Source organism: Parashewanella sp. 2210YD4-3 (assembly GCF_056591735.1).
The window spans coordinates 127,189-139,901 of the sequence record NZ_JBWQOG010000009.1 but is presented as its reverse complement, the minus strand read 5'-3'; the positions used below and the strand labels follow the sequence as shown (position 1 = coordinate 139,901).

General features: G+C 44.3%; 12 protein-coding genes and 1 pseudogene. 4 read left to right on the top strand and 9 right to left on the bottom strand.

Translation table 11 applies throughout. The annotated features are described in order from the left end of the window. Positions 1-9 precede the first annotated feature (9 nt). The 8 genes and pseudogenes from gspJ to gspC form a co-directional block, all read right to left on the bottom strand. Positions 10-621 (bottom strand): annotated as a pseudogene (gene gspJ, locus AC1EU0_RS14180) (type II secretion system minor pseudopilin GspJ); the annotation flags it as partial. Continuing rightward, entirely contained in the window at positions 602-976 is a 375-nt protein-coding gene (gene gspI, locus AC1EU0_RS14175) for a type II secretion system minor pseudopilin GspI (protein WP_121837863.1), read from the bottom strand. The pseudogene gspJ and the gene gspI, both read right to left, overlap by 20 nt. Beyond that, on the bottom strand, positions 963-1,553 hold the full coding sequence (gspH, locus tag AC1EU0_RS14170; protein ID WP_480303119.1) for a type II secretion system minor pseudopilin GspH: 591 nt from the start codon (positions 1,551-1,553) through the stop codon (positions 963-965). The genes gspI and gspH overlap by 14 nt, the downstream gene beginning before the upstream one ends. 1 nt (position 1,554) lies before the next feature. Further along, complete coding sequence (gene gspG / locus AC1EU0_RS14165) at positions 1,555-1,989, bottom strand: type II secretion system major pseudopilin GspG (RefSeq protein WP_480303118.1); 435 nt, start codon at positions 1,987-1,989, stop codon at positions 1,555-1,557. A 43-nt stretch (positions 1,990-2,032) separates the two neighbouring features. Then, on the bottom strand, positions 2,033-3,250 hold the full coding sequence (gene gspF, locus AC1EU0_RS14160) for a type II secretion system inner membrane protein GspF (protein ID WP_480303117.1): 1,218 nt from the start codon (positions 3,248-3,250) through the stop codon (positions 2,033-2,035). A 3-nt stretch (positions 3,251-3,253) separates the two neighbouring features. Continuing rightward, positions 3,254-4,825: a type II secretion system ATPase GspE gene (gene gspE, locus AC1EU0_RS14155; protein WP_480303116.1), complete on the bottom strand. Its 1,572-nt coding sequence runs from the start codon at positions 4,823-4,825 to the stop codon at positions 3,254-3,256. A gap of 3 nt (positions 4,826-4,828) precedes the next feature. Continuing rightward, positions 4,829-6,967 carry a type II secretion system secretin GspD gene (gene gspD, locus AC1EU0_RS14150; RefSeq protein ID WP_480303115.1) on the bottom strand — a complete coding sequence of 713 codons (2,139 nt, stop codon included), beginning with the start codon at positions 6,965-6,967 and terminating at the stop codon, positions 4,829-4,831. Between the two features lie 33 nt (positions 6,968-7,000). Continuing rightward, complete coding sequence (gene gspC, locus AC1EU0_RS14145) at positions 7,001-7,924, bottom strand: type II secretion system protein GspC (protein WP_480303114.1); 924 nt, start codon at positions 7,922-7,924, stop codon at positions 7,001-7,003. Positions 7,925-8,157: 233 nt separating this feature from the next. Here gspC and hslR point away from each other — a divergent pair, with 233 nt between their 5' ends. From hslR to AC1EU0_RS14130, 3 genes are all read left to right on the top strand, one after another. After that, the gene (hslR, locus tag AC1EU0_RS14140; protein WP_480303113.1) at positions 8,158-8,571 is read left to right on the top strand and encodes a ribosome-associated heat shock protein Hsp15; all 414 of its coding nucleotides are present in this window, start codon (positions 8,158-8,160) and stop codon (positions 8,569-8,571) included. Between the two features lie 8 nt (positions 8,572-8,579). Next, a complete protein-coding gene (hslO, locus tag AC1EU0_RS14135; protein WP_480303112.1) occupies positions 8,580-9,449 on the top strand; it encodes an Hsp33 family molecular chaperone HslO in 870 nt (289 codons plus the stop codon). Between the two features lie 223 nt (positions 9,450-9,672). Then, positions 9,673-11,217 (top strand): phosphoenolpyruvate carboxykinase, encoded by a 1,545-nt coding sequence (locus AC1EU0_RS14130; protein ID WP_480303111.1) that lies wholly within the window; start codon positions 9,673-9,675, stop codon positions 11,215-11,217. A gap of 316 nt (positions 11,218-11,533) precedes the next feature. On the opposite strand, the gene AC1EU0_RS14125 is transcribed toward AC1EU0_RS14130, so the two are convergent. Next, complete coding sequence (locus AC1EU0_RS14125; RefSeq protein ID WP_480303140.1) at positions 11,534-11,905, bottom strand: flagellar basal body-associated protein FliL; 372 nt, start codon at positions 11,903-11,905, stop codon at positions 11,534-11,536. 176 nt (positions 11,906-12,081) lie between these two features. On the opposite strand from AC1EU0_RS14125, the gene AC1EU0_RS14120 reads away from it, so the two are divergent. Next, positions 12,082-12,651 (top strand): chorismate--pyruvate lyase family protein, encoded by a 570-nt coding sequence (locus tag AC1EU0_RS14120; protein ID WP_480303110.1) that lies wholly within the window; start codon positions 12,082-12,084, stop codon positions 12,649-12,651. Positions 12,652-12,713: the final 62 nt, after the last annotated feature.

Here is a 12,713-nt window from a genome sequence, read left to right as displayed (position 1 = left end):
TGGCCCCACACCTTTAGGCAATAAGAATTTACGCTCCACTGTGCCTATGCCTTCTACCTCAAGCTTAATTGCAATCGCTTGTGGTAAGGCACTTCCCATGATCGCTTGCTGCCAACTTTTACCATCAAAAAATCGTACATCCATATTCTGTACATGATCTATGATGGTTGTTTTCGTGGGCTTAGCGCCAATCACAGGATCAGGATAAGGAAAATACCATCGCTCTAACTTATCTTCAGTGAACACATAGGCTACTGATTGAATACTGCCTCTTGGCAACATTCCGTCAGGGTTTAACCAGCCCAAACGATAAAAAATCAATGCCTGTCCATCAACATTAGGGATCACTTCTCCGTATTGGATCACGGTACTTCCATGGCCGCCCGATAGTAATCGTGGTGGTCGCGCCACAATTTGCCCAATATCGCGATCCATCATGCCAAAGCCTTGTTGCAGCCCCTTTAAACGAGCCGAAAAATCTTCGGTGACTTCTTTGTTTTTTAACACCGCATGCAAGGTCGAGTTCGCGGCTAATCCAATAATCGCAAAAATGGCGATAGCCACCAGCATTTCCAGTAATGTGAACCCTCGGCTATGGCGCTTATTTAACTTTAAATACATAGGTATTTACCTGAGTTAAAATGCGATCATAACGTGAGTCATCACTGACGCTGACTTTCACCATACGAAAATCATCACTTTGGGTTTTAATGATTTCGCGACGCCAATACCAGCGCTCGCCCGCCATTTCAGTGTCACCTTCTTTCTTACCTATGGCTAAAAACTGCTGTTTGTTTTCAAGTACCGCATCCACCAATACATTGTCCGCCACCCACTGCGCATAAGTACGTTCTTGTAATATCGGCATATTGGACATTAACTGCCCTAAGCTATTGGTAATGGACAGTGCGGCAACAGCAAAAATCGCTAACGCCACCATGACTTCGATGAGGGTCATTCCTTTATGGTTGGTCATCAGGTCTTCCTAATGTCAGCCGTCCTAAAGCATCCCCGACCACCAATGTATCATGCTCATTACCTTGCTGATCTCTCATGGCAAATGTCAGTTCAAACGGGCTCAACTCACCGCTAGGAAACAACATGATTTGCGGTATCGGCAACTTCTTTTTTGGCTGCAGAGATTCATCGATGTTGAACTTGTCATCGTCATTTTCAAATATGTCGTCGCTGTGGTCTTCATCACTTTGCTTTAGCGGTAATCCGTCCACCACAACTGATAGGCTCATGCCATCATCTAGTTTACGCTCAGTCAAAATACGGTCATTGGTTAATGGCTGCCATTTGTTGTCATGGTAAACCACATAATGATAACCGCCTGGCTCTATCACTATCCCCAAAAACTGGCCACTGAGTATGGTTTCATTGATCACCAATTCGGTGGTAGCCATAAACTGTCTGGCTTTTTTTTCCAGTTTTTGCTCTGGCGTTGAGGTATTAAAAGATAGGGTGACAGTCGCGGCCATCAACCCCATCAATAACACCACTACCATGATTTCCAGCAAGGTAAATCCTTGCTGTGAGCGTCGATGCATCTTATTGATAATCTTTTAAGTTCCAGTTACCAATGTCATCGTCGGTGCCCGCTTGACCGTCTGGGCCCATGCTGAACACATCAATCTTTCCGTGCTCACCAGGGCTAACTAAAATGTAATCATGACGCCAAGGATCTTGTGGTAAACGACGTAAATAACCGTCATCACGGTAATTGCGTGGTTCAGGGTCAATGGTTGGCGCCTGAACTAAAGCTTCTAAACCTTGCTCAGTCGTTGGATAAACGCCATTATCCAGCTTGTACATATCTAAGGCATTTTCCAATGTAACGATGTCGGCTACCGCTTTTTGGGTATCCGCTTTCTCTTTGTTACCTAATACGTTTGGTAATACCAGGCCGGCTAATAAACCGATGATCACGACCACTACCATAATTTCTAGCAAGGTAAAGCCCTGCTGACGACGTTTGTTTTGCATTTGTTGCTCCTTAAATAAATTCTTTATTGGCTAAATAATAGCCCTAGCCACTCACTAAGTTATTGAGAGCTAAAATCGGTTGTAAAATCGATAACACAATGAATAACACCACCACTGCCATGGAAATCACCAAAGCGGGCTCAAATATGCCTAATGCGATGGTAACGTTGGCTTCAAACTGGCTATCTTGACTATCGGCAGCGCGCTCCAACATTTGTTCTAACTCACCACTTTTCTCACCCGATGAAATCATATACAGCATCATCGGCGGAAATAGCTTGGTGGCGGTTAATGCTGAGCCTAAGCTGGTACCTTCTCTCACTCTTGAAGTCGCTTCGCTCACCGCTTCTTTCACCCTGACGTTTTGCAGTACGTCACTGGCGATATGCATACCATCAAGTAAAGGCACTGAACTGGCGGATAAAATACTTAACGTTCGAGCAAAACGTGCGGTGTTCAGGCTGCGGCTAACTTTACCGACCACTGGCAGCGATAAGATAAATTTGTGGTAGCGCATTCTGGCTTTGGGCTGTTTAACCACACGCTGAAACACCACTAACAACAACATGATCGCCACCACAACTCCAATGCCGTAGTCCCGCACAAAATCCGACATGGAAATCATAAGTTGAGTGCTCCACGGTAACGATTGCCCCATGTGAATAAATTGTTCGGCTACTTTTGGTACCACAGAGGCTAAGAGAATGGATACCACCAATATCGCCACCACGGTTAAGGCGGTTGGATAAACCATGGCTTGGGTCAATTTGGATTTTAGCTGCTGACGGCGTTCGGTGTAATCCGCAAGGCGATTGAGCACTACATCTAAATGACCTGACTTTTCACCGGATGCCACCATGGCACGGTATAAGTCATCAAAAATATGCGGAAATTCCGCCATCGAGTCGGCCAAGGTATAGCCTTCTACAACCCTTGAACGCACCGCCATTATCATGCTGGCAAGACGTTCTTTTTCACATTGCTGCCCTACGGCTTTTAACGCTTCTTCGATAGGCAAGCCTGCCGCTACCAGCGTAGCAATTTGACGAGTCAACAATGCTAACTCAGCCACCGAAATCCGCTTTTTAAACAGAGTGAACTGTTCTCGTTTGGCTTCTTTTTCAGTAACAGCATCGACACTTAATGGCGTCAGGCGCATTTCTCGCAATAGGTTTCGCGCATGACGAGCAGTATCGGCTTCCAATACCCCTTTGGTTTGCTTTCCTGTTGCATCCAGTGCTTTATATTCAAAAGCCGCCATCCATTATTCCTCTCGAGTCACACGCAACACTTCTTCTAAGGTGGTGATACCGGCCAATACTTTACTCATACCATCGTGACGAATACTCGGAATATCTTTACGCACATATTTTTCAATGGCGAGTTCACCGTGGCCGTTGTGAATGAGCTCTCTGACCGTATCATCAACAATCAATAGCTCATGAATACCGGTTCGACCACGATAGCCGTTGTAACTGCATTTTTTACAGCCGTTCGCTCGATAAATAGTGGCACTATCATTCGCTTGTAATCCAAGTAATTCTAGTTCAGACGGGCTTGGTTGGTGTGGTTGGCGACACTCTTTACATAAGGTACGTACTAGACGTTGAGCCAACACCCCTAATAAGCTGGACGACACCAAAAACGGCTCAACGCCCATGTCTTGTAGACGAGTAATAGCACCCGAAGCGGTATTGGTATGTAAGGTGGAAATAACTAAGTGACCTGTCAATGACGCTTGCACCGCAATTTGTGCGGTTTCCAAATCACGGATCTCACCAATCATCACCACATCAGGATCTTGTCGCAAAATCGCCCGTAGACCACGAGCAAAGGTCATATCCACTTTGGTATTTACTTGCGTTTGACCTATGCCTTCAAGCTCATACTCAATCGGATCTTCAACGGTAAGAATATTGGTATCTCTTGAGTTAATTTCAGTTAAGCCTGCATACAAGGTGGTACTTTTACCTGAACCCGTTGGACCGGTCACCAAAATAATGCCGTGAGGTTTGCGAATTAAAGCATCAAACTGAACTCGTATGCTATCGGTCATACCCAGCTGTTTAAGATCCAGATTACCCGCGTTTTTGTCTAATAGACGTAGTACCACACGCTCACCATGACTGGATGGCATGGTCGATACACGTACATCAACGGCACGACCCGCAATTCTTAAACTAATACGCCCATCTTGTGGTAAACGCTTCTCAGCGATATCCAAACGCGCCATAACCTTGATACGTGACACCAACAGCGATGACAGTTTACGATTCGGTTTTAAGACTTCTTTAAGCACCCCATCAACACGGAAACGCACCACCAGTTGTTTTTCGTAAGTTTCAACATGAATATCAGACGCTTCTTCTTTAATGGCTTCTGATAGCAAGGCATTAATCAGTTTAATGATAGGTGCATCATCATCACCTTCAAGCAAATCTTCGGTTTGTGGTAATTCTTCAGCAAGGGTGAACAAGTCCATCTCATTGCCAATGTCTTCCATCAATTGCTGCGCTTCCGACGAGTTACTCTGATAGGCTTGAGTCAGCTTCACTTCAAATGCTTGATTATCTAGCTCTATCAATGGTAAATCAGCGCCACTATACCGACGCACTTCCAGTAGCACTTGTGCTTGTGTCGTTGGTGTGTGATACAAACTAAGCTGTTTGTCCTCATTAGTGGCCAGCACCACCGCATGGCGGTGAGCGTAGGCAAACGGCAATCGGTCTTTAGTTTCAGAATGAAACTCACTGCCGTCTTGTTCAATGTCGGCATTTACCTCAGAGGTGACCTGAGATAATGCATCTGGCTCGATGGGCTGCTGCACGTCACTCATGGGCTACTTCTTTTCCGTGGTTTTGTCTTTATCTTTGCTTTCGGTGACGACCTTAAGCGCGTCATCACTGCGGCGCATTTTGGTATCTAGACCTTTGCCTTGTTTATAGCGTTCAAGGATGTCATTGACCTCTTTAGGAACCACTTTTGATTGATCCCATTCTTTTAACACTGGCACCTTAGTGTTCGGCATTAAGTTAACGCCTTTTTCTTGCTGCTCAAGTTGAAGTGCACGGAAGTAGTTGTATTTACGACCCGCAATGCCTTCCATGGTCAATCCATCTTTGATGATGGTTGGCTTAATGAAAACCATCAGATTACGCTTAGTCTTTCTGCTTGATGAAGACTTAAATAAGTGACCTAGAATTGGGATGTCACCGAGTAATGGCACTTTTTGTACGCTTTCTTGTACTTCTTCGTTGATCAAACCACCCAGCACCACAATTTGCCCTGAATCCGCCATCACAGTGGTCGTCAAACGACGGGTGGAGAACGAAATATCAACGCCCGTGTTACCATTAACGCCTGACACTTCTTGTTCGATCGTCAACTTCACTGAGCTGCCTTCATTGATTTGTGGCACTACTTTCAGTTTCACACCCACTTCTTTGCGTTCTACCGTTTGGAATGGATTGCTGGTAGTAGAACCAGTACTGGTGCTTGATCCCGTAATAACAGGCACTTCGTCACCCACAATAAAGTTGGCTTCTTGGTTATCAAGAGTCGTAATCGAAGGCGTGGCCAGTACGTTTGAGTTGGTATCGCCGGCAATTGCTTGCACTAAGGCACCAAAATCACCCGAGGCAATCCCCCAAGCCATACCGTTAATTTTACCTAAGGCTTGCGCCAGAAGGGTCACGTCACCATCTTGCTCAGGGTTATCTGTACAAGTACCATTTTCGGAACAGACTCTTGTGCCTTTTTTAGGTCTAGCGGCCCATACGCCAGCGCCAATTTCACCAATCCCAGCACCGAGATTATTAAATTGTGATATGCCGCCTGAAGCACTGCCCCACTGCACACCAAAACCGACATTATCACCCTCAGAGACTTCCACAATAATGGCTTCTACTAATACTTGTGCAGGGCGAACATCCAGTTGATTAATAACATTATCTAAAGTACGCATTTCAGCAGGTTCAGCTGTGATCACCAATGAGTTAGTTTCTTCGTGAGCGACAACCGAGACATCTCCTTTGCTTTGTGTTGAGGCTGAGGAGCTGTTACTTGAACCTTTGCGACCTTTTTTATCTTTGGTGAGCTTTTGCGCTACGCCCGTTAGCACGTTGACCAAATCATCGGCTTTGGCATAACGTAAATACCGTACTTTAGTATTCCCTGTACTGGCTTGCTCTTCGTCCAAGCGCTTGATCAAATCCATCGCACGTTCACGACTTTGTTCATCGCCACTGATCACGACTGAGTTTGTGCGTTCATCGGCAACGACTTTGGGGGTGCTGCCATTCAGTTGCGAGCTGCTGCGATTTTGACGATATAGGGTATCCATGATCCGCACTACTTCACTGGCAGATGCATATTTAAGCGGTAGTACTTTAACCGAAGTATCGCCTTGTTTATCTACGCGGCGTACAATTTCCACCAGCTTATCAACCACAGCGGCACGACCTGTGATCATCAACACATTCGAAGGATCATAGTTCACCACATTACCACCACCAGCATTGTCATTCAGCTGGCGTAATAGTGGGGCGAGCAACTTAGCCTGAGTGTTATAAAGCGCCACAATACGAGTGACCATTTCATCACCTTGTCCCGGCTTTTTGTCATCCGCGACTCGAATCGATGAAGTTTTAGCATCTTTGTCTTTTATGACCTTAATGACATTATGATCCATCGCCACAACGGCATATCCATAGACCTGCAATACATTCAAAAAGAATTGATAATATTGCTCGTCATTCAATAAATCATAACTACGAACATTGATTTTGCCACGAACAGTGGGGTCGACAATGATGGTTTTATTGAGGTTTTTACCCACAATATTAATGAATTCTTGAATGTCAGTGCCTTTGAAATTGGCTGCATATTGTTGCTCTGCCCATGAGGCACTTGGTGACAGAAGAATGAGGCTAGTCATTAACCCTATCAGCCACTTTCGTCCTATCTTGCTATTCTTCATTCTAAAACTTCCCCTAAGCCTTTCGCTCATTCGTTAATTAGGTAGCCCGAAATCAATTTCGATGAGTTGTCCTTGGCGTTCAACCGTGATGGATATGTCCTTCATATCTTGTAGACCAGCCATTGCTTGGAATGCTTGCGACACATCGGTTAAATCATAGCCATTTAAACTTTTTGCAATATCTCCCGCTTTAAAACCCGCCGCTTTAAATAGGCTTGGCTTCATACCAGGGGATAAACGATAACCCAACACTTGGCCATTACTACGTAAAGGCGATATTTGCAGGTAATCATTAATCTTTTGTGGATCCGCCAAGATTTCTTGGCGTGTTTGGGCAATTTGTGCGGTAATTCTAGGGTCGGTGATCTTATTCACCTTTTTTTGCGCTTTTTTTCGAGCGGCTTGTTGCAGCGCACGATTGGCCTCAACGGCTGTAGTAAATTGCAATCCATCAAGCATAACGGTTTCAAACCGCCCAGCATTAGTGATAATGATCCTGTCCGCATACACTTCTTTTAATGATGCAGAAGTGCCTTTAATTTTATCACCGATGCTATAAGTAGATTGATCACCACTAGAAGCGATAATCGCTAACCCTTTTTTCTTGGCTGTTGACGCCACCACTCCAGTAAGCTGGATAGACAAAGATGATTTGGGAGCATCAGTAATCAACGCCGGCTCAGGTTCTGGCGTTTTTGTCGCTTGCGTAGCGTCATGTTTGCCAAATAAGGATAAGTCGAGAATGGGCTCGATATTAACAGCGGCTCGACTCGCAGCAGAGTTGGTTGCAGATGGTGTCCAAGGTACCTTTGGAGTATCAGGCTCAGGAACGAATTGCCAAGTAATTTGTGCTAATAAATACAGGCACACCACTAACCCTAAACCGAATACCAATCGGCTGAGTGACTTGTGAGGTAAGCCAACTACTTTTGTTATAACTTTATCTAATGCATCCATTTTTTGGTATTTTGAAACCTATCGTTTTTGGCGCAATCTATTAATGCTACCTTAGCCGTTAATCTGCAACAAGCCTTTAACAGTTTCGTCATTGGCGAAAACTGTCTATTTATGCTAATTTGCGTCACAATTTCGTAATGTTACCCTTTATTCTTTATAAGACTATTACAAACTTCAACTGAACCTTGGCTGAGCCATCTTTATCTTCCACTAGTACTCACTTAGGAGACTCAATGCGATCTGAACTTAAAACCGTCACCGCCATTCGTCTCGATAAGTGGTTGTGGGCAGCGCGTTTTTACAAAACTCGTGCTATCGCCAAACAGATGATCGATGGTGGCAAAGTACACTACAACGGCCAGCGTACGAAATCCAGTAAGAATGCTGAAATTGGGGCTCTTATCCGTTTACGCCAAGGCTTTGATGAAAAAGAAGTCATCATAATGGTTTTAAGTGACCAACGTGGTCAGGCCATTGTCGCGCAAACCCTATATCAAGAGACCGAACAAAGCATTCAAAAGCGCAGCACCAATGCCGAAACTCGTCGGCTACAGCGCTTAAATAATCCTATTCCAGACACTAAACCTGATAAAAAACAACGTCGCCAGATTGTACGTTTTAAACAACATCAAGGCGATATTGAGTGAGATCAACAATGAGTATAGACAAGTTACATCGCTATTTGTTCGATAACGCCGACGTGCGTGGTGAAATGGTTCAACTGCAAAACAGTTATCAGCAAATTATTCATGCCCACAACTATCCAAAAGCAATGCAATTGTTGCTTGGGGAATTAATGGCTGCGACATCACTGCTTACGGCAACGTTAAAATTCAGTGGTGATATTGCGGTGCAAATTCAAGGTAATGGCCCAGTGTCGTTAGCGGTAATTAACAGCAATGATAAGCAGCAACATCGAGGTGTGGCTCGTTGGGAAGGTGATATTGCCGATGATGCCAGCCTTGCAGATATGTTTGGAAAAGGCTATGTGGTGATCACCTTAACGCCAACCGATGGTGAGCGTTACCAAGGCGTGGTGGAGTTAAACAAACCTACACTGGCCGAATGTATTGAAGCTTACTTCATGCAATCAGAGCAACTTCCGACCCATTTATGGTTATTTTCTGATGGTAATCAAGCAGGCGGCATGTTCTTGCAAGTGCTTCCAGCTAGCGGCAACAATGTGAAATCGGATGACGACTTCGATCATCTCACTCAATTAACCCAAACCATCAAATCGGAAGAGTTGTTTGGTTTGCCTGCAACAGAAGTTCTGCATCGCCTGTATCACCAAGAGCAAGTTCGCTTATTTGATCCTGTTGATGTCAGCTTTAAGTGTTCATGCTCAAAAGAGCGCACAGGCCAAGCGTTATTGTCTTTGCCTCAAGCAGAAGTTGAAGATATGTTGGCCGATTTAGGGGAAATCAATATGGGGTGCGAGTACTGTAATACTCACTATACCTTTGACAGCATTGATGTTGCGGCGCTGTTTTCTCATGCTCACACCTCTAATACCGTACAATAATCTGTGTAAACATTCTTAGCCGGGATTATTCCCGGCTTTTTTATGCCCGTTGCAGCAAAATCCATCGCATTTTATGTCAACTAAGTTACAATTCTCAGCATAAAAATTAGTGGCTCAAGCCACACATAATAATGTCGTTTATAAGCGGCAACTTCAGCTCTTTTCTCACCTTTGAGATGGGTTTTGAGCTTTAACATCTTGCATTGTAACGGAGATCTCTCTCATGGCCGATGGAACACATCGTACGCACCATAACCTTACCCCTGCTGAACTCATTGAGCTATCGCTAAAACGTGGCGAGAGTGAATTAACCGCCGCTGGTGCATTAGTCGCACGCACAGGTGAACGCACAGGTCGCTCGCCGAACGACCGCTTTATTGTAAAAGAGCCAAGTAGCGAAGCCGACATCGATTGGGGCAATGTCAATAAGCCTTTCGAACTTGAAGCATTTTCTGCACTTTGGAACCGAGTGGAAGCTTACTTATCTGAAAAAGAAGAGTTATTTGTTTCTGATTTAGAAGTTGGCGCCGATGTAGAACATTATTTACCGGTAAAAGTCACCACTGAGTATGCTTGGCATCATTTGTTTGCTCGCAATATGTTTATTGTACCAGAAAACTTTAATGCAGCTGACAAGCCTGTTTGGCAGATCATGAACGCACCAGGCTTTGAGTGTGACCCCGAACGTGATGGCACCAACTCTAATGCAACGGTTATCATTAATTTTGCCGAGCGAAAAGTATTACTTGCAGGCCTTAAGTACGCTGGCGAAATGAAGAAGTCGATGTTCTCGGTACAAAACTTCTTGCTTCCAGCCAAAGGCGTACTGCCAATGCACTGTTCAGCAAACGTTGGGGCTGAAGGCGATACCACTCTATTCTTCGGTTTATCGGGTACCGGTAAAACCACATTATCAGCCGATCCAAAACGCTTCTTAATTGGTGATGATGAGCACGGTTGGGCACCAGGTGGTGTGTTCAATATTGAAGGCGGCTGTTACGCTAAGTGCATCAACTTGAGTCAAAAAAATGAGCCAGTAATTTGGAATGCGATTCGTTTTGGTACTGTGCTTGAAAACGTCATGCTAGATGTTAACCGTACGCCTGATTTTGACGATACTTCGTTAACTGAAAACAGCCGTGCTGCTTATCCACTAGAGCATGTTGAGCTTCGTAAAGAAGATAACCGTGGTGGTGAGCCTCGCGCCGTTGTATTCCTTACCTGTGATGTATCAGGCGTATTACCTCCGGTATCTAAGCTCACTAAAGAGCAAGCCGCTTTCCACTTCCTATCGGGTTATACCGCCAAAGTCGGTTCGACTGAAATGGGTTCTACTGCAGCCATTCAATCTACCTTCTCTACCTGTTTTGGTGCGCCATTCTTCCCTCGCCCAGCAAGTGTTTATGCGGAACTATTGATGGAGCGCATAGAGTCATTTGGTAGCCAAGTGTACTTAGTGAATACGGGTTGGACTGGCGGTGCTTACGGTGTTGGTAAGCGTTTTGATATTCCAACCACTCGCGCCATCATTGATGCAATCGTATCTGGTGAACTAGCCGATGTTGAAACTACTCACTTAGAGCAATTAAACCTTAACATTCCTGTTGCGGTTTCTGGTGTTGATAATGAGCTATTAAATCCAATGAATACTTGGAGCGACAAAGCAGAGTATCAAAAATATGCTCAGCAATTAGCGAAAGAGTTTACCGATAATTTTGCTAAATACTCGGTATCTGATGTGATCAAGCAAGCTGGACCAAGAGGGTAATTATTCTTGCTAGCAAGCTAGGGGCTGTTTATCTTTCTAGATGGTTTTTGCAGCGAAAAATTGGTTATTTTATGCAAGGCAGAGCTTGTGAAATGTGGTTCCCCACATGAAAAAGTGATAACGAAGCAGAAATGACCAATTTACGCTGTCTTCGATGCTTTTGAGCACTTCCTGTTCTGTGTTGTGAGCAATTTACTTAGAATGCTAAGCCTCATTGCTCACGCCTTGAACAGAAAAGCGCTCAAATAGCACAAAATTTCATCCTGGAAGATAAACAGCCCCTATGCCAGTCCCATGACTGGCTTTTTTATGTTTGTTAATTGTAGAGGTATTTAGTGATTAATAAATTGGTTACGATTGGTCGACCCGTTTCTTGGGTTAATAATTCGTTTATCCGCTGCAAACAGGCAATTCTGATGTCTTCTCGCCCTGTAATTGATTTCACCTGACCTTCAGTCTGCTGCCCTAAAGTTTCAAGGATCACAGCTCTTAACAAAGGTTCATGGTGCTCAACCAACTCAAGATCTGCTGTCCCTTTAACCATAAGCTCTATACCCACGCGTACAAAGCCCAGTTTTGCTCGGCTAGAAGAGATATAGTTAGTCACAAATTCAGGCTCAAATCCAAAATAGACATATTCATCCATTTTGGCTTCTGCTTTATTGGTTAAGCCTGAAACGATTAGCATGATCCCAGCGATAATGCTTGGCCAGAAACGCATTTTCATTAATTTTACCCTAAAACAATTTGCTTACTGTTAGTTCGTACGACTAAACCAACCAGATTGTTTGTTATCTATTGTTTGTGCTTTATTGGTCTATGGTACACTGAGATTTCTGTTATCAACAAAATAAAAAGCTATTAATGTCACCAACACACAGCTTTCCTTTCGGTGAACCAATTTCTTGGTCGGAGCAACCAAGGTTACCTAAATGTACGACCAATTTAACATCTTGGTTACTTGCTAACGGCAGTTTAACTGAAAAACTTAAGGCCTGCTGCCAAAATTTTGAAGTAAAAGTACTAGGTGAAGCTCTACTTCTGCCTTTTGCAGAAGAAATGCCCAAGCAATCAAAAGTATGGATTCGTGAAGTATTGCTGTGCTTAGATGAGATCCCGTGGGTGTTTGCCCGCACTTTAATTCCTGCTCCGCTGCTTGAGCAGACTCAAGTAGATTTTATAGGACTGGGGACACAACCTTTAGGGCAGTTGCTATACAGTCATCACCAATTTATTCCCGGTGATATCCAAGTGGCTGAATCACTGCCAAACGGAGCTATTAGCCAATTGGCTCAGTCGCTAGGTCAACCTTGCCAGCATGTTTGGGGGCGACGTCGATTTTTTACTTATAAACATCATCAAATGACGGTTAGTGAATTTTTTCTACCACATGCGGTGGCTCAGATTGAGATGCAAGAGGCCGTTCCCAATTAGATTTTTGATTTGCTGCTGTTAATTTTTTAGGTTAAACAAGGCGGAAAATGTGAAGTGTAGTA